The sequence below is a fragment of the Pseudonocardia sp. genome, assembly GCF_025965585.1.
GTDB lineage: Bacteria > Actinomycetota > Actinomycetes > Mycobacteriales > Pseudonocardiaceae > Pseudonocardia.
The window spans coordinates 1-24,854 of sequence record NZ_JAOPWR010000534.1; the positions used below are offsets into that span (position 1 = coordinate 1).

Sequence of the window (24,854 nt, forward strand, 5' to 3'; positions counted from 1 at the left end):
ACGACCACCTCGAGGCCGTGGTACTTCATCGACTCGACGATCTTGTGCACGATGTCCGAGCCGCGCAGGCCGGACGTCATCACCAGCGTCTTCTTGAAGCCCAGCTTGAGGGCCTCCGGACCGATCATCTCGTGTGATCCCGGGCCGAGCAGCGCCCGGGGCATCGGATGGAACTCCTTGATGGGAAACGGTTTGAGTAGCTCGTCGACCTGCATGGCAGCCCTTTCGGCGATAGGAGACGTGCACAGCGGTGCTGACCAGGCTCAGGCCGGTCCTCTGCAAGTGGTCCGTCGCACCGTCGGTCGTTCCGGGTCCGGGACAGGTGCTCGGACCTCACCCTCGTGTACTCGCCGTCGATGGGCGGTGGGTGCGCGCCGGGTGTGGTCCGGTCGGCTCAGGTAACCGCGCATCATGGCAGCGGGAAAGGGCGGATCGGAGCACGACTCATCACGGGCGCCGATAACACGAGACGGCACGTTCGTCGCCGTCGTTCGTGCTGTCACCGGGGATCGAGATGGTCGAGGTGTGGAGCGCCGCCTCCAGGCCGTCGCCGTGGTGGGCGCCCAGATCGACGTACGCCACCTTCCGCACGCCGTCGGCCGGCAGTCTCCACCTCGGCGTTGTCCGCCATCACTCGCTCTCGAGGAGAGGAATGCGCCAGGTGAGGTCAGGTCTCCCCGGGGCTACATGTACTGGCCGCCGTTGACGGAGTAGATCTGGCCGGTGATGAATCCCGACTCCGGGTCGGCGAGGAACTCGACGACCCTGGCGATCTCGTCGGGCTCGCCGAGGCGACCGGCGGGGATCTTGGCGATGACCCGGTCGAGGGCGTCCTGCGGGACGGCGGCAACCATCTCGGTCGAGACGTAGCCCGGCGCGACGGAGTTGACGGTGATGCCCTTCCGGGCCGTCTCCTGAGCGAGGCTCATGGTCAGCCCGAACAGGCCTGCCTTGGCGGCGGCGTAGTTGGCCTGCCCGATGTTGCCGGACTCGCCGATGATCGAGCTGATGTTGACGATCCGCCCGGACCCGCGGTCGAGCATGTGCTGCAGGATCGCCCGGGACAGGTAGAAGGCGCCGGACAGGTTGACCTGGACGACGCGGTCCCACTCCCCCGGGGTCATCCGGCGGACGGTCTTGTCGGCGGTGATCCCGGCGTTGTTGACCAGGACGTCGAGGCGTCCGTGCTGGTTGAGTACCTCCTGGACGACCCGCTCGCAGTCCTCCACCGCGCCGATGTTGCCCTGGTGCACGCTGGAACCGCGATGCGACTCCAGGAACCGGTCGGCGGCTTCCTTGTCGCGGGAGTAGCCGGCGGCGACGGTCATCCCCCGGGCGGCGAGCCGGTCGCAGATCGCCGCCCCGATTCCCCGGATGCCGCCGGTGACCAGCGCGACCTGCCCGTTCATGTCAGCCATGTCGAGACCCTTCGTGAGGTGTGTGGCCGGAGTCAGGCATCGACACGGAGCAGCAGGGCCTCGCCCTGACCGCCACCACCACACAGGGCGGCTGCACCGAGGCCGCCGCCGCGCCGGCCGAGTTCGAGGGCGAGGTGCAGCGCGAGGCGGGCACCGGACGCGCCGACGGGATGGCCCATGGCGATCGCCCCGCCGTTGACGTTGACCACGGCCGGACCGGTTCCCAGGTCGCGCATCGACTGGACGGCCACTGCGGCGAACGCCTCGTTGATCTCGAAGAGGTCGACGTCGGACGGCGACAGGTGCTGGCGGCCCAGCGCTGCGGCGATGGCGTGTGACGGCTGCGACAGCAGCGACGCGTCGGGACCGGCCACGGTCCCGTGGGCGCCGATCTCGGCCAGGACGCTGAGCCCCAGCCGCTCGGACATGGCCCGGCTCATGACGACCACGGCCGCGGCGCCGTCGGAGAGCTGCGAGGCGTTCCCTGCGGTCACCGTGCCGTCGGGGCCGAATGCGGGACGCAGGGTGGCGAGGCTCTCGGCCGTGGTCCCGGGGCGCACCCCCTCGTCCTCGGTCACCAGCAGCGGGTCCGCCTTCCGCTGCGGCACCGGCACCGACGTGATCTCGGGGTCGAACAGCCCGTTCTTGTGCGCGGTGGTGGCCCGGTCGTGGCTCATCGCCGCGTAGTCGTCCTGCTCGGCGCGGGAGATGCCCTTGGCCGCGCTGTAGACATCGGTGGACGCGCCCATTCCGCGCTGGTCGAACGAACAGAACAGGGCGTCGTGCGCGGTCGCGTCGATGATCTCGGAGTCGCCGTACCGGTAGCCGCCGCGGGCCTTCTGCAGCAGGTACGGGCCGTTGGTCATGGACTCCATGCCGCCGGCGACCACGACGTCGAACTCGCCGCAGCCGATCAGCTGGTCGGCGAGGGCGATCGCGTTCAGTCCGGACAGACAGACCTTGTTCACCGTCAGTGCGGGCACGGTCATGGGGATGCCGCCCTTGACCGCGGCCTGCCGGGCGGTAGCCTGGCCGGCGCCTGCCTGGATGACGTGGCCCATGATCACGTGATCGACCTGGTCGCCGGTGGTCCCGGCGTTCGCCATGGCGGCCGCGATCGCGATCCCGCCCAGATCCATCGCCGTGAAGTTCTTCAGCGAGCCGGACAATTTGCCGATCGGCGTTCGAGCGCCGCCGACGATGACCGTTCCCGCCATGGGGAACTCCCTTCCGTGTGGCCACCAGGACACTCCGCCCGGTGGCAGCGGGAAAGGGCGGATCGGAGCACGGCTCATCACGGACGCCGATAACACGCCCGGGAGCGGGATCAGCCCGCCGAGGGCTGCAGCCAGCCGAGCTCCCGGGAGAGGGTGCGGGCGGCACGGACGAGGGCGCTGACATGTTCGGAGGAGTCGCCCGCCCGCCACAGCACCGACCACGGATAGCGCGACAAGGGGGCGACCAGGGGGCGCCACACGATCCCCGCCGGCGTCGGTACACACGAGGACGGTGCACAGAGCACACAGCGTTGCTGCACGACCAGGTCGACCGCAGCCAGGATGCTGTCGACCGTCCCGCTGTACAGGGTGGGTATGAACCCCACCGAGCGGCACAGCTCGATCACGAACTGGTTGAACTCGGGGGCTCGGTCCTCCTCGGAGAGCAGCAGCGGCTCCGCGGCCAGCGTCGCGACCGGGACGTCGGACCGCGCCGCGAAGGCGTGGCCCTCGGCGACGAGCACTCCGAGCGGGTCCAGTCGGAACAGCGTCGAGGCCACGGTCGGTGGTGCCAGCGACGCCCGCCCGATTCCCACGTCGAGCCGTCCGCCCACCAGCCGCTCGAACTGCTCCGGCACACCGGCCTCGATCTGGTGGATCTCCAGGTCGGGGTACTGATGCTGGACCTCGTGCAGGATCAACGACATCGAGTCGTAGCTGGCATCGACGACCCCGACCCGCAAGGAGGGCGTCGACCGAGCAGCCTGCTGCGCTGCTGCCGCGGCCCGTTCGACGTGAGCGAGGATCTGCCGAGCGTCGATCAGGAAGACGGCGCCGGCCGCGCTCAGCTGCACGTGGTGGGTCGTCCGCTCCACCAAGGTGACACCCAGCTCCCGTTCCAGCCGCTGCAGTCTCTGGCTCAGCGCGGACTGGACGATGTGCTCGCGTGCGGCGGCCCGGCCGAAATGCAGCTCCTCGGCGAGGGTGACGAAGTAGCGGAGTTGCCGGAGCTCCATGCGCTCTCCCCACTCAGTCCTGCCGTGCGGGCGCGCCGCCACGGTGATGCCGCTGCGGGGTGGGCAAGCACTCCGCCGTCGACGTGGCGATGCCGCTCATCACCCGGGGTGATGACCGCTGCACATGTTGGTCGTTTCGCGCCGCGGTCGCCAGGCGTTCCCTTGCCGGGACCGCGTGCGATCCGGCGGAGGACGAGGAGGAGCGCGATGCCACGAGGGACCCCGCGCGGTAACCACGCCGGAAGGGCCGTCCGATGCATGCATGCCATCGATCACCTCGGCGCCAGGCCGTCCTCGACGGGATGCGCGCCGTGCCGGGAGCGCGGCGACGGCTGGGCGGAGCTGTGGGTGTGCCTGACCTGCGGCTGGGTCGCCTGCTCGGGCGGCTCCCCCAACCAGCACGCGCGAGCTCACTACGAGGAGACCGACCACCCCGTCGCCGTCCGGCTACCCCCGGCGTCGCGCCTGCAGTGGTGTCACGTCCATCGGTGCGCTGTCTGACAGGCTCGCCGCCCGGAGGGGCCCTCGTGATCGCCGGCGGACCGGTTCGTCGATGGGCTGCGACTCTGTGGGCCACGGTGACCACGGTTTCGTCGATGATGCCGCTCGGCCGGCTGGGGTCTGGAACCGCTTGACATGTCGAGGGTAGTCACCACGACCGGCGGGAACCAGTTGCGCCCTACCAGTTCTGTGTCGGCCGGAGGTCCTTCAGCCCCAGCCCAGACCGACGGCGAGATCGCGCTCAGGAGCCTCCCCCGCGGCGTCGGCGATGGCGCGCAGGGCCGTGATGACGAGGTCGTGCTGCTCCGGCGGCAGCGCGGTCAGCAGCTGCTCGACCTCCTCGCGACGCCGCTGCGTGACCTGGGCGACGAGATCGCGCCCGGCCGGTGACAGCGCCACCCGCAACGACCGTCGATCGGCCTGCACGCGCGTGCGGCGGATCAGCCCGGCGCGGGAGAGCCGGTCCAGCAGCCGCGTGGCCGAGGACGGGTTGACCCCGAGCGCGACGGCGAGGTCGATCGACCGCTGCGGACCCCGGCTGGCCAGCACCACCAGGGCTCGGTACTGCGGGAGCGTGACGTCCCCGGCCGTGGCCAGGGATCGCGCGGCGATCGCCACGAGGACGCGGCTGGCGGTCATGACGGCGTCCACCAGCTCACCACCCTGGCCGTCCGGGCGCGGTGGACCCGACGGACCTCCGGTGGTCGGTGTCGCGTCACTCACCGGGGCACCCTTTCACGTCGCTCGGCGGCATCTCCGCCACCTTCAAACCGGACGGCCCCGCACTCATCGTGCTTGCCGCTGATCCCACGCCATGCCAGGGTGTGGGCTCGTCTTCAGTCGGGGACAGTTGCGCGGGGCACGACCGAACATCCCGAAGGTCTAGGCCGCCGTGGAGGTCCTGGCCATGAAACGACTGCTCGTGATCACGGCCGTCGCCCTTGCAGGGTTCGTTCTTGCTGCGCCGGCTGCTCTGGCCGTGCCCGCAGCACCGCCGGTCGACCGCTCCGGCTACGCGGCGCTCGGTGACTCCTACTCATCCGGTGTGGGCACCCGCGTCTACCAGCCGTCCAGCGGGGCCTGCCAACGCAGCCCGCTGGCCTACCCGTCACTGGCCGCCCCGCTCCGGCGACGGACTCTCACCTTTCTCGCCTGTTCGGGCGCGACGACGGCCGACGTCCGCAGCAGCCAGATCGCCGGCGTGCCGCAGGACGCCAGCCTGGTCACGATCACCGTCGGCGGAGACGACGTCGGCTTCACCCCGGTCCTGGCCGCGTGCTCAGCGGGCACACCCGCACAGTGCGCAGCCGCGGTGACAGCAGGCGACGCCGCGATCCAGCAGGTGCTTCCGGGGAGCCTCGACGCCATGTTCGCGATGATCCACACCCGGGCGCCACACGCCGAGCTGGTCGTGGTCGGCTACCCGCACCTCTTCGGGTCCGGCGCCTGCAACGCGGCCGGCTTACCACCGGCGGCGGCCAGAACGGCGATCGACGCCGGCACCGACCTGCTCGACTCGGTCATCCAGGAGCGCGCCACTGCAGCGCAGGCCACCTTCGTCGATGTCCGACCGCGGTTCAACGCCCACGGGACCTGCGCAGCGGTCCTGCTGCGCTGGATCAACCCACCGACCGTACCGACATCGGACAGCTATCACCCGAACATCGCCGGACAGGCACTGGGGTATCTGCCCGCTCTGCTCAGGACATCCTCCTGAACACTGCCCGGCGAGCACAGCAAGGGCCGGAGCACCCGCCACCGATGGGCGCTCAGCGGCGGCGGGTGCTGTCGCGAAGAACCACCTCGCCGACAACCGTGGTCGATCGGGCACCGCCGCGGGTGGCCTCGGTCAGGACCAGCCGCACGGCCGTCTCCCCCATGCTCTCCAGCGGCAGGCGGACGGTGGTGAGCGCGGGCACGTGGTCCTGGACGGTGGTGATGTCGTCGAACCCGGCGACCTGGACGTCCTGCGGGATCCGCAGCCCCCTGTCACGCAGGCCTGCCATGGCCCCGATGGCCATGACGTCGTTCACCGCGAAGATGCAGAGGCCGTCGCCGCCCCGGGCCAGCCCGAGCTCGGCCACGAGACGGCGCGCAGCGTCGAAGCCGCCGTCACGGGTGAACGCGCTCGGCACCGTCGCGAGCGGCTCCAGACCGTGGCGACGGAGCGCCTCGGTGAAGCCGACGGTCCGGTCCACCGCCGTCTGCAGCTCGGTCGGCCCGGTGAAGACGGCGAACCGGCGGTGCCCCTGCTTGACGAGGGCGTCGGCGAGCGCGGCGGCCCCCTCGCGGTTCTGCGGCACCACGGAGTTCGCCAGCGGTGTGGCCTGACCGATGACGGCCATCCGCCCGCCCATCTCGGTGTAGCGCTTCAACTCGGAGTTGAGCAGCCGATCGTGCGCGCGGCGGCCGATGAACCGGGATCCCACCATGATCAGTGCGTCGGCGCGCAACGAGATGAACGAGGTGACGGCGTCGAGGTCACCGGCCGGATCGGCCTCGGTGCACGACAGCAGCACGTGCCGGTCGTGCTCCCGGGCGATGCGCTGCACGCCACGGGCGATCGAGGAGAAGTACGGATCGGAGATCTCGCGCACGACCAGCCCGATGAGCCCGCTGGACGAGCGTGCGAGGGCCTGCGCCTGCGCGTTCGGGACGTACCCGAGCTCCGCGGCGGCCTTGCGCACCAGCTCGGCCACCCCTGGGCCGGGGACGCGCAGCGAGCCGTTCAACACGCGCGACGCGGTCGCCTGGGACACCCCGGCATGCCGGGCCACCTCCTGCAGCGTCACCGCCCGCATGGTGCACCTCACCCCCCTCGCCGTCGTCAGTATCGCAATCGTGCCAGGTCACCCGGCCGACAGCCCCGGACGTCGTCCTCTCCGGACCGGCGGCGCCGTCCGCGGGCGGCTGATCCGCGGCTCACGGGGCGATGCGGTCGAGCGGGGGCAGCACGTGCTCGAGGTAGCGCCGCGTGAGCGTGGCCAGTACGGCGTGCCCGTCGGCGGCCCAGATGTCGGCGTTGAAGATCTCCACCTCGACATCGCCGGCGTAGCCCGCGTCCCGGACCCAACCCCCGACGGCCCCGAAGTCGATGTGGCCGTCGCCCATCATCCCGCGGGACAGCAACGCGTCCTGCGCGATCGGAAGCATCCAGTCGCACACCTGGTAGGAGGCGATCCGTCCCTCGCGTCCGGCGCGGCCGATACCGCGTTCCAGCTCGGGATCCCACCAGACATGGAAGGTGTCGACCACGACGCCGACGGTGTCGGCGGGATGCGGGGCGGCGAGGTCGAGGGCCTGGCCCAGGGTGGAGAGCACGGCGCGGTCGGCGCAGTACATCGGGTGCAGGGCCTCCAGGGCGAGCCGGACGCCGTGGTCGGCCGCGATCGGTGCCAGCTCGGCGATCCGCTCGGCGACGCGCCGCCGGGCCGCGGCCAGGTCGTGGTCGCCGTCGGGCAGCCCGCCCACCACCATGACGAGCTCACGGGCGCCCAGCACCGCGGCCTCCCGGATGGCGGCCCGGTTGTCCTGCAGAGCCGCGTCGACGCCGCCGGCGCCCGCAGCGGTGAGGAACCCGCCACGGCACAGGCTGGAGACACGCAGGCCCGCGTCCGCGATCATCGCGGCAGCCCGCCGGACGCCCACCTCCGCGACCCGGTCGCGCCAGACGCCGAGTGCCGGGATCCCCGCGCGGACGGCCCCGTCGACGGCCTCGGCCAGCGTCCAGTTCTTCGTGGTGGCCGTGTTCAGCGACAGCCGGGCCAGCCGGGGGTCGCCGGGCCCCGAGTCCTCAGTGGCCATGGCCGACCTCGATCCCGTTGACCGCCAGCAGGGACCGCAGACGGTGCCGGGCCAGATCCGGGTCGAGCAGCAGCCCGGCCTCGTCGGCCAGCCGGAAGACGGTGACGAGGTGCGGCACCGACCGGCCCGACTGCAGGCCGGCCACCATCGAGAACCCCGGCTGCCGGCCGTTGAGCCAGGACAGGAACGCGATACCGGTCTTGTAGTAGAAGGTCGGCGCCGAGAAGATGTGCCGCCCCAGGGCCTGGGTGGAGTCGAGGATCTGCCGGGCCCGGGTGGCGTCACCGGCGTCGAGGGCCTGCAGGGCGGCCGAGGCGGCGGGATAGATGGCGGCGAAGATGCCCAGCAGGGCGTCGGAGTGGCCCTCGTCGTCCCCGACCACCAGCTCGGGGTAGTTGAAGTCGTCCCCGGTGTAGAGCCGCACGCCCGCCGGCAACGCGGCCCGCAACGCCTTCTCGTGCCCGGCGTCGAGCAGTGACACCTTGATGCCGTCGACCTTCTCCGGGTGCGCCCGGATCAGGTCCAGCACCGTGGCGGTCGCGGTGGGCAGGTCGTGCGAGCCCCAGTAGCCGGACAGCGCGGGGTCGAACATGGCTCCGAGCCAGTGCAGGATGACCGGCCTGTCGGCCTCGCTCAGCAGCCGGGAGTACACCTCCAGGTAGTCCTGGGCCCCACGGGCGGCACCGGCGAGTGCGCGCGACGCCATCAGGATGACGGTCGCGCCGGCCTCGGTGACCACCTCGACCTGCTCGCGGTAGGCCGCCTCGACCGAGCGGAGACCAGCGGGCCCGTCCGGGATCATGGCCCGGTCCAGCTGGTCGGTGCCCGCGCCGCAGGCCAGAGCTCCCCCGACGGCCGCGGCCTCGGCCCCGCTGCGCCGGATCAGCTCGCGGGTGGCGGCCCAGTCCAGGCCCATGCCGCGCTGGGCCGTGTCCATCGCGTCGGCGACGCCCAGGCCGTACGACCAGAGCTCGTGGCGGTAGGCGAGGGTCACGTCCCAGTCCAGCACCGCAGGGGCACCAGGTGCGTTGTCGGCGTCGACGACCGGCACGACGTGTGCTGCCGCGTAGGCCACGCGGGAGCGGATCGGGCCGGTGGGACGCGTCCAGAGCATCGCCGGCCGCGGCGCCGGAAGGTCCACGGCGGCTGCCACCGACGGGCGTACCGCCGTCGCGGGCGTGCTCACAGCGTCACCTCGGGGACCTCGAGACGCCGGCCCTCGGCGGAGGACCGCAGTCCGAGCTCCGCGAGCTGCACACCCCGGGCCGCCGAGAGCAGGCCGAACCGGTGCGGGCGCCCGGCGACGACGTCGCGGAGGAACTCCTCCCACTGCATCTTGAAACCGTTGCCGAGGTCGTCGTTGGCGGGTACCGGAAGCCACTGGGAGCGGAAGGGTTCGGTGACCGGGAGATCGGGGTTCCACACCGGCTTCGGGGTGTGGGCCCGCTGCTGCGCCACGCACTCGCGCAGGCCCGCCACGGCCGAGCCGTGCGTGCCGTCCACCTGGAACTCGACGAGCTCGTCGCGGTGCACCCGGACGGCCCAGGAGGAGTTCATCTGGGCGATGACGCCGCCCTCGATCTCGAAGATCGCGTAGGCCGCGTCGTCAGCGGTGGCGGCGTAGGCCTGGTCCTGTTCGTCCCACCGCTGCGGGATGTGGGTGACGGCCCGGGCCGTGACGGCCTGCACCGGTCCCAGGATGTTCTCCAGCACGTAGTTCCAGTGGCAGAACATGTCGACGACGATCCCGCCGCCGTCCTCGGCCCGGTAGTTCCAGCTCGGCCGCTGGCTGCGCTGGCCGTCGCCCTCGAAGACCCAGTACCCGAACTCCCCGCGCAACGACAGGATCCGGCCGAAGAACCCCTCGTCGACGAGCCTGCGCAGCTTGATCAGACCGGGTAGGTAGAGCTTGTCGTGCACCACTCCGGCCACCACGCCCGCGTCCTGCGCCAGCCGCGCGAGCTCGACGGCCTCGCTCAGGGTCTCGGCCGTGGGCTTCTCGGTGAAGATGTGCTTGCCCGCCTTGATGGCCGCCGTCAGCGCCGCGCTCCGCCGCGAGGTGACCTGCGCGTCGAAGTAGATGTCGATCGACGGGTCGGAGATCACCGCGTCGACATCAGTGGTCCACTGCGTGATGCCGTGCGCGTCGGCGATCCTGCGGACCCTGTCGGCGTTGCGCCCGACCAGGACCGGCTCGATCCCGACCCGGCTCCCGTCCGGCAGCTCCACTCCCCCGTCGTCGCGCAACGGCAGGATCGACCGGACCAGGTGCTGGCGGTAGCCCATCCGGCCGGTGACGCCGTTCATCGCGATCCGCAGGGTCTTCGGCTGGCTCATTCTTCCTTCTCTCCAGGGACGATCTACGGAAGCCGTGCCGGCCGCTCCGGCGGCCCGTCGTCGGCGTCGGTTCCGGCAGGCCGACCGAGGACGATGCTGCGCGCACAGCCGGGATACCGGTGCGGAATGCGCATTCCATCCTGGCCGACGGCCCGGTGTGCAGTCAAGGTGCGCAGGACCGCGGCTCAGCGGGGCGGCCGGAAGGCGTTCGGCACCCACTCCAGGCCGGGGTGCTCGGCCACCGCGACGATCCACTCGGCGTGGTCGCGGGCCGGCGGGGGCTTGCGGATGGTCGCCAGGAGGGTGTGCCGGCCCGCGGCCAGCGACACGTCGGCCCCCTGCCCCATCGGCGGCCGGTGCTGCGTGGGCATGATCATCGACGGCTGGCTGCCGAGCAACCATTCCCCGTCCAACCACACCCGGATGTCCTCGGAGCAGTTGAACATCACCCGGGCCTCGACGGGCCGGTCGAGGTCGATCGCGTAGCGCACGACCATGATCAGGTCCTCGAACTCCTCGCGTGGCCACCGCACCCAGGTGCCCGGCACCGTCAGCTCCCGGGCGCCTTCCGGCATCGGCGGCTCCGGCGCACCCTGCGGCGGCAGCGAGGAGATGTCACGCTGGCCCCAGATCTGGCCGTAGGGCGAGGACCAGCCCACAGTCACCGGTATCGCGTAGACCGACGGGTCGAACTCCGCGGTCTCGTCCGGCTCCGGCCACACACCGACCAGGGCGTCGCGCAGGCCCGCCACCTGATCGGCGAACTCGTCCACCGAGGCCGGTGCCGCGATGCCGACGACCTCCGGGTTGAGCACGAGATCGCGGCCGACGGGGGCGAGCCACCTCTCCGGAATGGTGTCGGGGTCGATGATGGCCATCAGCGCACCGACCGAGGCCGTCGTGCTGTCGGTGTCCGCTCCGCACCCGTTGGTGATGGTGATGGCGGTGTGGAAGTCGCCCCCGGAGGCCAGCCAGCCCAGCACCACGAAGCCGGTGTTGATCCGGGTGTCGGTGAAATCGGTGGCGCGGTACCGGTCGAGGATCAGCGCCATCACCTCCTCCCACCCGAGTCCCGCGGACACCCACACCCGGGTGTCGTGCACGACCTGGCGGATCCGGCTGCTGACGGGCAGCAGCGCGGACGCGGCGTCGAGCAGCCGGTCGGGATCGCTCTCGACGAAGGCGTGGGACTGAAGAGCGGCCATGAACACCGACGCCCAGATCCCGTCCCCTGCGTGGTCGAAACAGGCGTCCTCGTAGGCGTAGGCCGCCGCCCGCTCCGGCTCCCCCGGAGCCAGGCAGGCCCACAGCTCCGTGCGGATCACCGCTCCCTCGCCGCAGGTGTACCAGTTGTCGAAGGATCCGGTGAACGGCGGGACCAGGCCCTCGGCGAGGTTGCGCTTGGCGACCCCGTACTCGCACCAGGGAAAACGGATGTGCTCACGCCAGGCCTGCGCGAGGACGTGCCGGTCCACCCGCGGCTTCTCCAGCCCGCACAGCACCGCCGCGTAGACGACCTGCATGTCCAGGTCGTCGTTGGGCACCATCGCATCGGGGACCGGCACGTAGTAGTCGGCCCGTATCGGCCCGTCCAGTCCCTCGAAGGACTGCCCGAAGGAACCGCCCACCGCCTTGCCGAACCAGCAGGCCAGGACCTTGTCCCGGTAGCGGTCGATCGTGGGGGCGGACGGGGCGACGTCGTCGGTCATGGTGTTTCTCCGGCTCGGGTTCGGCGGGGGGAGGCAAGGGGAACAGGGCTAGCCCTTCACGGAGCCCGCCGTGAGGCCGCTGATGAGGTAGCGCTGGATCAGGATGAAGACCACGACGGGCGGCAGGGACGTCACGAGGCTGGCCGCCATCAGGTTGTTCCACTGCGGCAGCGCGCCGTCGGCGGAGGCGCTGGCGAACGCCTGGATGCCCACCCCGACCGTCTGCGTGGTGTCCGAGGTCAGGACACTGGCGAAGAGCACGTCGTTCCACGCCAGGACGAACGCGAAGATCGCGGTGACCACGATCGCCGGCCGAGCCAGCGGGAACACCACCTTGCGCAGCGTCTGCAGGCGGCTGGCGCCGTCCAGCGCCGCCGCCTCCTCCAGCTCGAGCGGGATGGTCGACAGATATCCGCTCAGCATCCAGATCGTGTACGGCAGGCTGAACGACATGTAGGTCAGGATCAGCACCGGCGTCGATCCGATCAGCCTGACGCCGATCATGTTCTGGATCTGCACGTAGATCGTGTACAGCGGGATCATCAGCACGATCCCCGGCGTCGAGTACGAGGCGAGCAACGACAGCCGGAGCGTGTCGCGGAACCGGAACCGGAACCGCGACAGCACATAGGCCGCCCCGAACCCGACGATCGAGGAGGCCACGGCGGTGCAGGTGGAGACGACGAGACTGTTCTCCAGGTTGCCGGCCAGGTCGATGATGCTCCAGATGTCCGCGAAGGCCCGCAGCGTCAGGTGGCCGACCGACAACGTGCTCCCTGCGATGTCCGTGGGCTGCAACGAGACCAGCACCATGTACGCGACGGGCACCAGGGCCAGCAGCCCGAAGACCAGGGCCCCGGCGTGCAGGAGCCATCGGGCGCCGGCGCGCCTGCCGGGCCGGGCGCGGAGCATCAGAGCGGCGTCAGTCATCGGAGCCGGCCCTCCTCAGGTAGTAGGCGACCGGGACCAGCAGCACCAGCAGGTTGACCACGGCGATCGCCGTGGAGTGCCCGAAGTCGAACGACGTGAACGACGCCGTGTAGATGGTGATCGGCAGCACGTTGGCCTGCGGTGGCGGCGGGCTCCCGAACAGGATGAAGGGCAGCGTGAAGTTGTTGAAGTGGCTGATCGTCGTCAGGCACGCCGCCAGGGTGAGGGTCGGCCGGATCGAGGGGAGGGTGATCGACCAGAAGCGTCGGATCGCGCCGGCACCGTCCACCACGGCGGCTTCGTAGTACTCGTGCGGGATGGACTGCAGCGTCGCCAGCACCATGATGTAGACGAACGGCCAGCTGGTCCAGATCCCGGTGATCACCAGCGCCCAGAACGAGTTCGGGCCGATCAGCCACAGGGTGTCGCCGTCCCCGAGCCCGGTCGCCCGCATGAGCTGGTCGATGGCACCGGTGCCGGTCTGGAACATCAGGCGCCAGATCAGCGCACTGCCGAAGGCCGGCAGGATGAACGGGAGCAGCATCACCGTCCGCAGCACGGCCCGTCCCCGGAACCGCTGGTTCACCAGCAGGGCCGCGCCGATCCCCAGCGGCGTCGCGACGACCGTGCTGAGGACGCTGAACAGCACGCTGGTGCGCAGCGATCCCAGGATCGACAACGAGCTGGACGGGTTCAGCACGTCCAGGTAGTTGCGGGCGCCGACCCCACGCGCCGAGCTCATGTCCCCGATGGTGAACTGGTTCAGCGCCGTCAGGCTGATGAGCACCGCAAGGAGCAGCGGCAGGTAGGTCACCACCGCCATCAGCGCGAAGCTGGGCGACATCAGCCAGTAGGGAACGCGGTGTGCAGTCCGGCGCCGGCGACGGCGCGGTGGGGAAGCCTGCGCGACGGACCCGCGCTGTTCGAGAACCGACTGACTCGTCACCGCTCACTCTCCAAGGCCTGGGCCAACGTCTGGTCGGCGGTGTCGAGCTGCTTGCGCAGCGCGGCCGGGTCGTAGGTCCCGTTCGCCGCGAGCTCGGCGAAGCTCGGCTTCACGGCGGCGGACAGCAGCGGTGAGACCTGCGCGAACGACGGTGACCACGGCGTCGGTGCCGCATTGACCGCGGCCTCGTAGGTGACCGCCCAGACGCCCTGCTTCGTCTCCGGATAGGCGGTGAAGGTCTCGGTGGTGACCGGGATGCCGCCGACCTCCTGCCACGTCATCCGCTGGATGTCGGGATCACCCATGATCTTGGCCATCCCGAGGGCGAGGGTCCGGTTGCGGGTGTACTTGGAGATCGCCCAGGTCGCCCCGCCGAGATAGGTCTGCACCGGCTTCTGCCCGGCCGGCAGGGCCGTGCGCCCGTACGGGACCGTCGGGTTGCCCGCGAGGGCCCAGTCGTCGGCGACGCCGGTGCCGCCCATGCTGCTGATCGCCTGGGTGAAACCGCAGCAGAACATCGCGGTCGTCCCCGCGGTGAACTGCTTGATCTGCTCGGCGGAGACGTTGGTCGCGTCCCGCCTGTTGGCGATGCCGTACTTCGCGATCCAGTCCAGCCAGAAGCTCGTGGCCTCCACGACCTGCGGGGAGTTGAGCCGGGACGTTCTGCCGTCGGCGCTGATCAGCTCTCCACCGAGCTGCGTGGTGAGCAACCAGATCACGTGCCAGGGGTCGGACGGTTCGGCGGCACCGAGACCGACCGCGTACCGGCCCTGCGCGGGTGCGGACAGCTGTCGTCCGATGTCGACGAACTCGGTCCACGTCTGCGGCGGGGCGGTGATGCCGGCCTGCTGGAACGTCCGGCGGTTGTAGTACATGGCCATGGTGGACGCGTAGTACGGGATCCCTACGAGCTCGTCGGTCGTCCGGCCGGTCGCCGCCAGCGCCGTCGGCAGGTATCTGCCCTTGCCTCCCACGGCCGCCCAGTCGCTGTCGGAGAGCACCTCGAACACCCCGACGGCCTGGCCGGTGGGCAGGGTCTGCGGGCTGACCTCGAAGATGTCGGGGCCGTCCCGGCTCGTGGCGGCGGTGATCACCGACGTGGTCACCGCCGAACCGAGGGTGACCACGTTGAACCTCACCGAGGCGCCGGGATGGGCGGCTTCGAACTTCTTCTGCATCGCCGCCAGGATCCGGCGCTGCCCCGCCGGTGCCGTCGGGCTCTGCGCGACCTGGACGGTGATGCTGTTCGGATCCTCGCCCCGCCCGCACGCGCTCAGCAGCGCCGGCGCGGCGACCGCTGCCACTCCGACCCCGCCGAGCTTGAGGACACCCCGCCGGGACAAGGGTCTCCCCCTCCCCGCCGACCGCCTCGGTCCTGCCTGCTGCATCCGGCGTTCACCGGTGCTGTCGGGCCGCATTCCTCACGCTCCTTCAGGGCGTCCTGTATCGTTGCGGACAGGTGAGCCGGTACCTGGGACCGCAGTTCCGCGAGCGGAGGTCCCCGCCGCGCTCTGATCGGATGGCTACCTCACCTGGGCTGCGCACTCGGCGGGCCCTGCTCGGCGACGGCGCTGTCCAGGATCGCCCGGAGGTTCGCCACGTCGGCGAGGGCGTCGCGCTGCAGCTCGAGGTGTTCCTCGGGGCTGCGCGGATGGAAGAGCATCAGGTCGTCGCTGAACGCTGCGAGCTTGTATCCCACGGCTGTCCCATCTAGGTGGAGATCGGGTTGCGTCACATGGCGGCAGCGCGGAACGACCGCGCCGGTTCCGAGGTCGTCACCCTCAGGGTCCCACCGTTTCGGAATGCGGTTTCCAGAGCTTCGCACCCAGGTCATCGGGTGTCAAGATCGATCGCCGGCCGGATCCGTCCAGATACGGGACTGGTGCACGGAACACGATCTGTGGTTCGCTGCGGCGGCACGCAGACCTCGCGAGAGCTCATCATCGAGCCGCGGGGGACCCAGCCGCAGGCCCCGCGGAAGCCGCTTGCCGAGGCGCATGTGGATGGTCGCGGGCGCACCGCGCATCCGCCCGGACCGACGCGACGCCGCCCCACCGGTCGCCCCCGGCGAGCTGCGGGCGCCTGCGCCCGCAGCCACCAGGACAGGAGACGGACATGGAACCGACGACGCACGCTCGGCGCAGCCAGTTCACCCGGTACGACCTCGGCGTCACACCGTTCTGGACCGACGCCTCGCCCGAGGAGCAGGACGCGCAGCGCGCCTGGCACGCAGAGATCGCCACCCGCGGCGAGGTCCATCTCGGCCCCGGCGCCTTCGTCTCGCCGCTCGCCGCCGTGTACGCCGACCGGCTCGTGGTCGGGGCACAGTCCTACCTCGCCGCACACGTCTACCTGTGGGGTGAGCACGAGATCGGCGAGAACTGCACCCTCAACCCGTTCTCCGAGCTCAGAGGCCGGGTCCGGATGGGCGACGGCGTGCGCGTCGGAGCACACACCTCGATCCTCGGGTTCAACCACCTGACCTCCCCCGACGAGCCCATCCACCAGCAGCCCCTGGTCTACAAGGGGATCTCGATCGGCGACGACGTGTGGATCGGCTCCCACGTGGTGGTCCTCGACGGCGTCAGCATCGGGGCGCACAGCGTGATCGGCGCCGGCTCGGTGGTGACCAAGGACGTGCCCGCCTGGACCGTCGCGGCCGGGAACCCGGCGCGACCGATCCGCGATCGCCGGGCGACGAAGCCCGCGAGCGGGCCGGCAGATCTGGGGAGCAGCCTGCACCGGCTCGCCGAGACCGCCCGGGCCCAGGCCGCTGAGCTGCTGCAACGGTGCTGGCAGGGTGACGACCCGGAGCCCGGGTTCGTGGACCGTCCGGACGCCGACCCGACCCTGCGCGCCTGGTGCGATGCGGTGGAGCTCTCGGACATGCTGCTCGACTCCACGCCACCGCAGGTCGGCGCCGAACGCATCATCGAGGTGCTGCGGTCCGGGCAGGACCCACGGACCGGCCTGGTCCCCGAGCTGCCCGGCCCGGACGGCCCCCGGTCGGCCGCACCGTCGGCCGACGGCCACGCCGCCGTGAACTACCACGTCCTGGCCGCGGGATACGCCCTGGAACTGCTCGGATCCCGGTTCGCGCACCCGATCACCTCCGTGGCGGAAATGTCGTCGCAGGACCTGAGGTCCGCGTTGGACCGGCTGCCGTGGGCCGGTGAGAGCTGGCGGGCCGGCTCCTGGGTCGACGCGATCGGCACGGCGCTGTACCGCAACCGGGCCGACTTCGGACTCGACGGCGAGATCGAGAGCCTGTTCGGCTGGCTGCTGACCCGCTGCGACCGCTCCACCGGCCTGTGGGGGCGTCCGGACGAGCGGTCCCGCTGGCTGGAGCCGGTCAACGGCTTCTACCGGCTGACCCGGGGCACGTTCGCCCAGTTCGGCGTCCCGCTGCCCTACCCGGAGCGGACGATCGACAGCGTGCTGGCCCACGCCGCGGACACGCACTGGTTCCGCGACGACCGTGGCACCGCGTGCAACGTGCTCGACGTGATCCACCCGCTGTGGCTCTGTGCGCGGCAGACCGGCCATCGGCGGGCCGAGGGCGAGCAGTGGGCGCGGCGGCAGCTGGCCCGGGTGCTGCGGTCCTGGCGCGACGGGGCCGGCTTCAGCTTCGCCCTCGAGGCCGGCCACGGCCCTGAGCGGACACCGGGCCTGCTGGGCACCGAGATGTGGCTGTCGATCACCTGGCTGCTCGCCGATCACCTCGGCTGCAGCGACGCTCTCGGCTACACGCCCCGGGGGGTGCACCGGCCCGAACCGCGCGGCGCGGTCGCCGCCGGCCCCCTCTGAGATCGGCGGACCGACTTCCCGACAGCAAGTCGGCAAGCGCATTCCAACCTGATACCGTGCACCGCGGATCACAGGCGCCCAGACCGGAGGTGGCGGACGTGCCAGTCCTCGACATCGTGATCGCGATGACGCCGGAGTTCGTCGACATGACGCTGGAGCCGTCGGTCCGCGCGCGGCTGGAAAGGTTCGGCCGGGTCCGCTACTCCCCCACCCCGACCGACCACGGCTCGCCGGCCGCACGGGCGCTGCTCGCCACGGCCGACGTGGTCGTCACCGGGACCGGGACCGCCCTGCTGGACGACGACACGTTCACCGCCGCACCGCGGCTGAAGGCGGTGATCCACGCTGCCGGATCGCTGCGTCCCGTGGTCACAGCCTTCGCCTACGACCGCGGCGTGCGGCTCTCCTCCCAGGCCGGGGCCAACGCCCTCCCGGTCGCCGAGTACACGCTGGCGATGATCCTGCTGGAGCTCAAGGGCGTCCGGGGGACCGAGCAGATCTATCGCCGCGAGCGCCGGGAGGTCGACGTCGACGGCCTGCTCGCAACCAGCGGCACCTACGGACGACGGGTGGGAGTCATCAGCGCGTCCGCCATCGGGCTCCGGGTGATCGACCTGCTCCGGCCCTTCGACGTGCACGTGGTGATCCACGACCCGTACCTGAGCGACGCCGCGGCGGCCGAGCTCGGGGTCGAGCGCGCGGACCTGCACACCGTCCTGTCCACATCGGACGTCGTGACCCTGCACGCCCCGCTGCTGCCCGAGACCCGCGGCATGATCGGTGCACCCGAGCTCGCCGCGCTCCGCGACGGGGTCACGTTCATCAACACCGCACGCGGTGCCCTGATCGACCAGGACGCATTGGTCAGCGAGCTCTGCAGCGGCCGGATCCGTGCCGTCATCGACGTCACCGACCCCGAGGTGTCCGCACCCGACTCGCCGCTGTGGGACCTCGACAACGTCGTCCTGACACCCCACGTCGCGGGCTCGCGCGGCCTCGAGCTGCACCGGATCGGGGAGCGGGCCGTGGCCGAGGTGGGCCGGCTCGCCCGCGGTGAACCACTCGCCTACGAGGTGACGCGCGAGAGGTACGCGACGAACGCGTGACCGCCCGGTACCGGAGGTGCCGCCCGCGGTCGTCAACCGCGGCGGTACACCCGGCCCGCGCGGGAGGGGCGGTAGCCGCCACCGTCGACGATCACGGTGCCGTTGACGAGCACGTACTCGATCCCGGTCGGTGACGACGTGGTGTCGGAGTAGGTCGTCGTGTCGCCGACCTCGTCGAGGTCGAAGACCACCAGGTCGGCCGCGCATCCCGGCCCGATCCGGCCGATCGTCGACAGGCCGACCCGCCCGGCGGCCAGCCCCGTCATCCGGTGGATCGCCTGCTCGAGGGACAGCAGCCCCTCGGATCGCACGAAGTGGCCGAGCATCCGGGGGTAGGCGCCGAAGGCTCCGCGGTTGGGGGTGCCTTCGCCGGTGACGATGGCGTCGGTCTCCAGCGCGGTGTAGGGCAGGCCGAGGACCTCCCGCAGCGGCGCGTCGGACCGCATGCTGCCGGCCGAGCCGACCACGAGCATCATCGTCTCGCCGCGGTCGGCGACGAGCAGGTCCATCGTGGCGTCGAACGGGTCGCGGCCGGTGCGCTCCGCGAGCTGGGCGAGCGAGCCGCCCTCGTGCTCGCGGTACTGGGCCGAGCCGACGGTCAGCAACAGGATGTTGTCGTAGCCGAGCGACGCGATCATGTTGTCGGTCCAGCCGCCGGACGGGGTGGGCCACTGCGGGCGCTCGTCCTCGATGCTGCGCCGGATCTCCGTGCGGGTGCGCGGGTCGTCGAGCCGCGCGGCCACCTCGTCCATCCCGCCCTCGACCGCCCAGGGCGGGAGCAGCGCGGCCAGCGTCGTGTTCCCGGCGATGTAGGCCTGGCAGTCGGTGGCGACGTCGATCCCCCGCCTGCGGGCCACCTCCAGGGAGTCGATCGCCCGGCCGATCCGCGGCCAGTTCGACTCCCCCAGCGCGCACAGGTGCGAGAACTGGGTCCGCACCTCGCCGTGGGCAGCGATCTCGACGACCTCGTTGACGGCGTCGACGAGGGTCTCCGACAGTCCCCGGCTGTGGCAGGTGAACAGCCCGTCGGTGCGTCCGACGAGGCGGGCCAGGTGCGTCACCTCCGCCGTGTCGGCGTACATGCCCGGTGCGTACGCCAGGCCGGCCGACATCCCGAAGGCGCCGGCGGCGAGGGACTCCTCGAGCAGCGCGGTCATCTGCCGCAGCTCGGCGGCATCCGGCTCCCGCTTGGCGAAACCCATCGTGGCGATCCGCAGTGCGCCGTGGGCCGCCAGTGGCACCACGTTGAGCGCGACCCCGGCGTCGTCGAGGGTGTCGAGGTAGTCCGCCATCGTCGGCCAGCCGCTGCGCGAACCACGCGAGCGCAGGAACGAGGTGTAGCCCCGCATCTCGGGATCGAAGGCCGGGACCGCCGGGGCCGGGGCGAAACCACAGTTGCCGGTGACCAGCGTCGTGATGCCCTGACGCAGGAAGCAGCTCAGGATGTCCTCGTGCCGCGGGTCGGCCAGCACGAAGTCGGAGTGGCTGTGGATGTCGACGAAGCCCGGGCTGACCACCTTCCCGCGGGCGTCGATCACCCGATCCGCCTGCACGCCCTCGGGGAGGGTCCCGACGTAGACGATGTCGCGTCCCAGGACCCCGACGTCCGCGACGAACGCCGGAGCACCGGTCCCGTCCACGACGAGCCCGTCACGGATCAACAAGTCCAGGTTCACGCTGCCGCCTCGATCGCTGCCGTCAGATGGGGGGTGAGCTCGATGGTGCCGATCAGGCCGGGGCACGCCGTGGCAGCGGCCTCCATCGCCAGCCGGACCGACCCGACGATGGGTGAGGCCTGCGCCTGCTGCCAGGACAGGCACCGGGCCGGGCCGGCGCTGTGCCGCCGGACGCAGGCTCGGAACAAGGCGTCCCCCGACACCCCGCCCACCAGGGCGAACGGCGTCGGTGGATCGCCCTCGTCGCGCACGGCCGCCGCGGCGGCCCCGGCGAACTCGACCAGGGCGGTCGCGGCCGCCTCGACGATCCGCTCGGCCACGGGATCGCCGGCACTCGCGTGGTGGAGCACCACCGGGGCCAGCGCCGCGACGTCCGAGGGCTGCATGCGGAAGTGCATGTGGTCGATGATCGACTGCGGCTCGGTGAGCCCGAGCTCCCGCAGGACCGGACCGCACAACGCAGTGGGAGGTCCGACGCGGTCGTGCTGGCGCAGCACCGCGATCAGCGCACGCCGCCCGATGTCGTAGCCACTGCCCTCGTCACCGAGCAGCGCTCCCCACCCGCCGGCCCGGGCCTCCCGGGCGCCGTTGCGGGCGAAGGCCACGGAGCCGGTGCCGGAGATGGCGACCACCCCGGACGAGCCCGTGCCGAACGCGCCCATCCACGCCCCCATCGCGTCGTTGGCCAGCGACCAGTCGATGTCGGGCGCCGCCTCGCGCAGCCCGTCCGCCAGCGCGGCCTCGACCTCCTTGGTGTCCAACCCGGCCGCGCAGACCGCCGCATACACCGGTGCTCCGGGCGGCGTGTCGCGCAGCGCCGCGCGGACGAGTCCCACGAGCGTGCGACCGCTGGCCTGCGGGCCGTGGCGGTGGACGTTGGCCCCCGGGCCGGTCACGCGGCCGATGACGGTGCCGGTCGAGCTGATCGCGGCGCACCGGGCGCGCGTGCCGCCGGCGTCGACTCCCACGAAGATCATATGAGCAGTCGCCGCATGTCGGTGTTGACCTGCTGGTGGACCGCGGCCGCGGCACCGCGCAGCGTGGCGTCCGCGCCCAGCCGTGACGGGATTACGGTCGGCGGGTGGGGCAGCACATCGGCGAGCCGGTCGGTGAGCTCCTCGTCGAGTCGTCGGCCGTAGCGGAGGATCTCCTCGCCGAGGACGATGACGCCCACGTCGAGCACCGCCGCAACCGCCACGCAGGCGGACGCCAGGATCTCGGTGATCCCGGTGGTCGACGCCTCGTCCGCCGTGCCGTTCTCCCCGACCGCGCGCATGTGGTCGAACAGCGTGGTCTCCAGCGGGCCGAAGTCGCGCGACCCGCGCTCGCCGGACGGCGCGGGCAGGTACCCGATCTCGCCGGCCGCGAAGTGCACGCCGCGGTGCAGCGTTCCCCCCAGGATCAGACCTGCGCCCAGACCGCCGCGGACGCCGAACATGACCAGGTCGGACGCGTCGTGCTCGCCGAAGGCATGCTCGCCCAGCGCGCCGAGGTTGAGGTCGTTGTCGACCACCACCACCTCGGTCCGCACCGTGGCCCGGACCTCGTCGAGCAGCCGGACGTCACGCCACCCGAGGCTCGGCGCCCACTCGATGGTGCCGGTCAGCGGGTCGGTGACGCCGGGGACCGCGAGTCCGATGCCGACCACGTGCTCCAGGCCGCTCACCTGCTTCGCGAGCCAGCGGACGAAGGTCGCCGGGCTGCGCAGCGCCGTCGCGGGGACGTCGTGGAGCGAACCGGCGACGATGCCGCCGTTCAGGTCGACGAGAGCGTGCCGGGCCGGCTCACCGCTCAGGTCCACCGCCAGCACCGTGCGGGATCCGGCGTCGAGCCCGTACAGGTCGCCCCGTCGGCCGCCGGTCGCCGGTCCCTCGCCGACCGGGGTGACCACACCGGCCTCGGTCAGCGTCGTCACCACCGCCGAGACCGTCGGGCCGCTCAGACCCGTCTCGCGCGCGATACCGGCCCGGGTCATGGCGCCGACCCGCCGCAGGGTCTCCACGACCGCGCGCAGGTTCACCTCGCGGATGTAGCCGCGGTCGGCCGTCCGGACGTCAAACATAGGTCGGCAGCCGGTTCCCGGCCTGATCGAACACACCGTGCAACACGGGCCGCTCCCCTGCGCCGCTGACGACGGCGATGTTCGCCCGCGTGACGAAGGACTGGATGCGGAAACCCATCACGACGGTCGAGCCGACGGGCGCGGTCTGCGGCGTGCCGCTGATGTAGCCGTAGTAGTCGATGCCCCCGAACCCGCCGGTGGTGCCGGACCCCGCGCCGTGGAACTCCTCGCGGTGCTCGTGGATCTCCTCCAGGCTGTTGCCGACCATGACGGTCCGCCGGAACTCCGGGTCCAGCCACACCGGGTCGTCGACGAAGAAGCCGCCGCCGTAGACGTAGGCGCGATCGCCCACGTGGTGGGCCACCTCGGTGACGTAGCAGGCGGCCGGGATCTCCGGCAGGTCCTGCACGAGGTGGTAGGGCGTGGTGCCGAGGAACCCGTGCCCGGGCTCGACGTGGGTGGCGCCGAGCTCGGCCTGCGTGCGCAGCGTGTAGACGGAGGTGTTGCCGGGGGCGTTCACCTGGAGCACCTCGAGGCCCATGCCCTCGAGGATGTCGCGGGCCCGCAGCAACGTCGCGAAGTTCGCGGTGGGGACGGGCTTCGCCGCCTCGGAGTAGGCCAGCGCCGGGAACGTCGTCACGCCCACGACCCGAACGCCCGGCAGTGCCGCGATCTCCGCCGCCGTCGTGCGCAGGTCGTCGATGAGCACGCCGCCGTCCATGCCGGGCAGGTACGTGTCCCTGGCCGGGTCGGCGACGCGGATCAGCAGGTCCTGCGTGCGGCCCTGGCGGTGGGCCTCGGTCGCGATCTGCCGTGCCTTGGCCGCGCTGAAGACCGAGATGGCCTCGGGTTCGGCGGCCACGATTCGCGGGATGTCGATCGTCGGCACCTGCACCAGGTTCCCGACGTGTCCCAGCCGGAAGCCGTGGGCCAGTAGCGCGTTGGCGTCGGCGATGTCCACCGCGACGGTCTCGCCACCGCCCGCGCCGACCAGCGCCTCGGTGATCACCGGGTTCCGGCCGATCTGCTTGGTCATGAAGTACAGCGCCAACCCGACGGCATCGGCCTCGGCCCGGATGACGGCGGCGTTGGCCGCGATCGCGTCGCGGTCGAGCACGAAGGTGTTCGGCGGGATCCGCCGCTGCAGGGCGAGATCGGCCGCCGCCGTCAGCAGGGCAGGGTTGCGCCGCCGGAGGAGCTCAAGAAACACGGGCCACCACCACTTCGTCGAATCGGAGGTCGAGACGATCACCGCTGTCGGGATCGAAGGCCAGCGCGTGCGCCCAGTCGACAGCCAGGTCGACCGGCGTGTCGGCGTCGAGCACCTCGTCGTCGCTGCGCACCGCGACGAGCTCGTCCCCCCGGTCGGTGGTGATCGTGTACTTCACCTGGCCGCCGATGATCTCGCGGGTGAGGACCCGGAAGGCCGACGACGCGCTGCGCGTGATGCGCAGGTGCTCGGGCCGGACACCGAGGTCGAACCGCTCGGGCAGCGGGCCACCGGGTGGGGTGAGCACCAGGCTCCCGCCGAACGCGGAGAGCGTGACGCCGTCCTGGTGCTCGATCGTGACGAGGTTGAACGGCTGCACGCTGACGAAGTCGGCGAGCCACGCCGAGGCCGGCTGCCGGTACAGGGTCAGTGGGTCGGCCACCTGCACCAGCGTGCCGTTACGCATCACCGCCACCCGATCGGCGATGCTCATCGCCTCCTCCTGGTCGTGGGTGACGAACACCGTCGTGGTGCCGAACTGCCGGTGCAGCTTGGCGAGCTCGGTGCGCATCTGACGCCGGAGCTGGGCGTCGACGGCCGAGAACGGCTCGTCCATGAGCAGCAGGGCGGGATGGGAGACAAGGGCCTTGGCCACCGCGGAGCGCTGCCGCTCGCCGCCGGAGACCTCGTGCGGCTTGCGGTCGAGCAGGTGGTCGATGCGCAGCCAGCCGGCGACCTCGTCGATGCGCCGCTGGATCTCCCCCGCCGGCAGCTTCTGCATCTTCAGCGCGAACGCGATGCTCTGCCGCAGGGACAGGTGCGGGTAGAGCATCGAGGACTGGAAGACCACGGCGACGTTGCGCCGCTCGGCGGGGATGTCGGTGACGTCCTCGTCGCCGAACCGCAGTCGCCCGGAGTTGACGGGCTCGAGCCCGGCCAGCACGTTGAGCAGCGTGCTCTTGCCGCCGCCGGACGGGCCCAGCACCGCGAGCAGCTCACCGGGACGGATCTCGAGGTCGACGTCGTCCAGGGCGGCGCGCGGGGCCCTGCCGTAGCGCTTGGTCACCGACTCGACCGAGATGCCGACCTGCAGCACTTCAGGTTCCATGACAGCT

Annotated in this window: 23 protein-coding genes and 1 pseudogene; 4 read left to right on the plus strand and 20 right to left on the minus strand. The window is 71.5% G+C overall.

Going from position 1 to position 24,854, the window contains the following annotated elements; translation table 11 throughout:
- The 5 genes and pseudogenes from JWR81_RS34630 to JWR81_RS32860 form a co-directional block, all read right to left on the minus strand.
- Window positions 1–215: pseudogene (locus tag JWR81_RS34630) on the minus strand (NDMA-dependent methanol dehydrogenase); the annotation flags it as partial.
- A gap of 232 nt (window positions 216–447) precedes the next feature.
- Window positions 448–582, minus strand: a complete 135-nt coding sequence (locus JWR81_RS32845) for a hypothetical protein (protein ID WP_297661708.1) — start codon at window positions 580–582, stop codon at window positions 448–450.
- A gap of 101 nt (window positions 583–683) precedes the next feature.
- On the minus strand, window positions 684–1,418 hold the full coding sequence (locus tag JWR81_RS32850; protein ID WP_297661710.1) for a beta-ketoacyl-ACP reductase: 735 nt from the start codon (window positions 1,416–1,418) through the stop codon (window positions 684–686).
- 32 nt (window positions 1,419–1,450) lie between these two features.
- On the minus strand, window positions 1,451–2,635 hold the full coding sequence (locus JWR81_RS32855) for an acetyl-CoA C-acyltransferase (RefSeq protein WP_297661713.1): 1,185 nt from the start codon (window positions 2,633–2,635) through the stop codon (window positions 1,451–1,453).
- Between the two features lie 110 nt (window positions 2,636–2,745).
- Window positions 2,746–3,651 carry a LysR substrate-binding domain-containing protein gene (locus JWR81_RS32860; RefSeq protein ID WP_297661715.1) on the minus strand — a complete coding sequence of 302 codons (906 nt, stop codon included), beginning with the start codon at window positions 3,649–3,651 and terminating at the stop codon, window positions 2,746–2,748.
- Window positions 3,652–3,909: 258 nt separating this feature from the next.
- On the opposite strand from JWR81_RS32860, the gene JWR81_RS34635 reads away from it, so the two are divergent.
- The gene (locus tag JWR81_RS34635) at window positions 3,910–4,152 is read left to right on the plus strand and encodes a UBP-type zinc finger domain-containing protein (protein WP_367278896.1); all 243 of its coding nucleotides are present in this window, start codon (window positions 3,910–3,912) and stop codon (window positions 4,150–4,152) included.
- A 207-nt stretch (window positions 4,153–4,359) separates the two neighbouring features.
- Here JWR81_RS34635 and JWR81_RS32865 read toward each other — a convergent pair whose 3' ends face one another.
- A complete protein-coding gene (locus JWR81_RS32865) occupies window positions 4,360–4,791 on the minus strand; it encodes a MarR family winged helix-turn-helix transcriptional regulator (RefSeq protein ID WP_297661717.1) in 432 nt (143 codons plus the stop codon).
- A gap of 268 nt (window positions 4,792–5,059) precedes the next feature.
- Between JWR81_RS32865 and JWR81_RS32870 the strand changes: the two genes are divergently transcribed.
- Entirely contained in the window at window positions 5,060–5,869 is an 810-nt protein-coding gene (locus tag JWR81_RS32870; RefSeq protein WP_297661719.1) for an SGNH/GDSL hydrolase family protein, read from the plus strand.
- A gap of 52 nt (window positions 5,870–5,921) precedes the next feature.
- Here JWR81_RS32870 and JWR81_RS32875 read toward each other — a convergent pair whose 3' ends face one another.
- The 9 genes from JWR81_RS32875 to JWR81_RS32915 all read right to left on the minus strand — a co-directional run bounded on the left by JWR81_RS32875 (window position 5,922) and on the right by JWR81_RS32915 (window position 15,577).
- Window positions 5,922–6,953, minus strand: a complete 1,032-nt coding sequence (locus JWR81_RS32875; RefSeq protein WP_297661721.1) for a LacI family DNA-binding transcriptional regulator — start codon at window positions 6,951–6,953, stop codon at window positions 5,922–5,924.
- Window positions 6,954–7,074: 121 nt separating this feature from the next.
- Complete coding sequence (locus JWR81_RS32880; RefSeq protein ID WP_297661724.1) at window positions 7,075–7,956, minus strand: sugar phosphate isomerase/epimerase; 882 nt, start codon at window positions 7,954–7,956, stop codon at window positions 7,075–7,077.
- Window positions 7,946–9,142: a dihydrodipicolinate synthase family protein gene (locus tag JWR81_RS32885; RefSeq protein ID WP_297661726.1), complete on the minus strand. Its 1,197-nt coding sequence runs from the start codon at window positions 9,140–9,142 to the stop codon at window positions 7,946–7,948. Before JWR81_RS32885 ends, JWR81_RS32880 begins: the two co-directional genes overlap by 11 nt.
- Window positions 9,139–10,293: a Gfo/Idh/MocA family oxidoreductase gene (locus JWR81_RS32890; RefSeq protein ID WP_297661729.1), complete on the minus strand. Its 1,155-nt coding sequence runs from the start codon at window positions 10,291–10,293 to the stop codon at window positions 9,139–9,141. Before JWR81_RS32890 ends, JWR81_RS32885 begins: the two co-directional genes overlap by 4 nt.
- A 185-nt stretch (window positions 10,294–10,478) precedes the next feature.
- Window positions 10,479–12,002 (minus strand): ADP-ribosylglycohydrolase family protein, encoded by a 1,524-nt coding sequence (locus JWR81_RS32895; RefSeq protein WP_297661731.1) that lies wholly within the window; start codon window positions 12,000–12,002, stop codon window positions 10,479–10,481.
- Window positions 12,003–12,050: 48 nt separating this feature from the next.
- Entirely contained in the window at window positions 12,051–12,932 is an 882-nt protein-coding gene (locus JWR81_RS32900; RefSeq protein ID WP_297661733.1) for a carbohydrate ABC transporter permease, read from the minus strand.
- Window positions 12,925–13,776: a carbohydrate ABC transporter permease gene (locus JWR81_RS32905; RefSeq protein WP_297661735.1), complete on the minus strand. Its 852-nt coding sequence runs from the start codon at window positions 13,774–13,776 to the stop codon at window positions 12,925–12,927. Before JWR81_RS32905 ends, JWR81_RS32900 begins: the two co-directional genes overlap by 8 nt.
- A 98-nt stretch (window positions 13,777–13,874) precedes the next feature.
- Window positions 13,875–15,221 (minus strand): ABC transporter substrate-binding protein, encoded by a 1,347-nt coding sequence (locus JWR81_RS32910; RefSeq protein ID WP_297661737.1) that lies wholly within the window; start codon window positions 15,219–15,221, stop codon window positions 13,875–13,877.
- Between the two features lie 185 nt (window positions 15,222–15,406).
- A complete protein-coding gene (locus tag JWR81_RS32915; RefSeq protein WP_297661739.1) occupies window positions 15,407–15,577 on the minus strand; it encodes a hypothetical protein in 171 nt (56 codons plus the stop codon).
- A gap of 416 nt (window positions 15,578–15,993) precedes the next feature.
- On the opposite strand from JWR81_RS32915, the gene JWR81_RS32920 reads away from it, so the two are divergent.
- The gene (locus JWR81_RS32920) at window positions 15,994–17,685 is read left to right on the plus strand and encodes a DapH/DapD/GlmU-related protein (protein ID WP_297661741.1); all 1,692 of its coding nucleotides are present in this window, start codon (window positions 15,994–15,996) and stop codon (window positions 17,683–17,685) included.
- A gap of 98 nt (window positions 17,686–17,783) precedes the next feature.
- Window positions 17,784–18,791, plus strand: coding sequence for a hydroxyacid dehydrogenase (locus JWR81_RS32925; protein WP_297661743.1), 1,008 nt, complete (start codon window positions 17,784–17,786; stop codon window positions 18,789–18,791).
- A 32-nt stretch (window positions 18,792–18,823) separates the two neighbouring features.
- Here JWR81_RS32925 and JWR81_RS32930 read toward each other — a convergent pair whose 3' ends face one another.
- The 5 genes from JWR81_RS32930 to JWR81_RS32950 are packed head-to-tail and all read right to left on the minus strand — an operon-like array spanning window position 18,824 to window position 24,847.
- Complete coding sequence (locus tag JWR81_RS32930; RefSeq protein WP_297661745.1) at window positions 18,824–20,467, minus strand: amidohydrolase family protein; 1,644 nt, start codon at window positions 20,465–20,467, stop codon at window positions 18,824–18,826.
- Entirely contained in the window at window positions 20,464–21,435 is a 972-nt protein-coding gene (locus JWR81_RS32935; protein WP_297661747.1) for an N-acetylglucosamine kinase, read from the minus strand. Before JWR81_RS32935 ends, JWR81_RS32930 begins: the two co-directional genes overlap by 4 nt.
- A 5-nt stretch (window positions 21,436–21,440) precedes the next feature.
- On the minus strand, window positions 21,441–22,529 hold the full coding sequence (locus tag JWR81_RS32940) for an ROK family transcriptional regulator (protein WP_297661749.1): 1,089 nt from the start codon (window positions 22,527–22,529) through the stop codon (window positions 21,441–21,443).
- Window positions 22,522–23,739 carry an alanine racemase gene (locus JWR81_RS32945; RefSeq protein WP_297661751.1) on the minus strand — a complete coding sequence of 406 codons (1,218 nt, stop codon included), beginning with the start codon at window positions 23,737–23,739 and terminating at the stop codon, window positions 22,522–22,524. The genes JWR81_RS32940 and JWR81_RS32945 overlap by 8 nt, the downstream gene beginning before the upstream one ends.
- Window positions 23,729–24,847: an ABC transporter ATP-binding protein gene (locus JWR81_RS32950; protein WP_297661753.1), complete on the minus strand. Its 1,119-nt coding sequence runs from the start codon at window positions 24,845–24,847 to the stop codon at window positions 23,729–23,731. Before JWR81_RS32950 ends, JWR81_RS32945 begins: the two co-directional genes overlap by 11 nt.
- Between the last annotated feature and the right edge of the window lie 7 nt (window positions 24,848–24,854).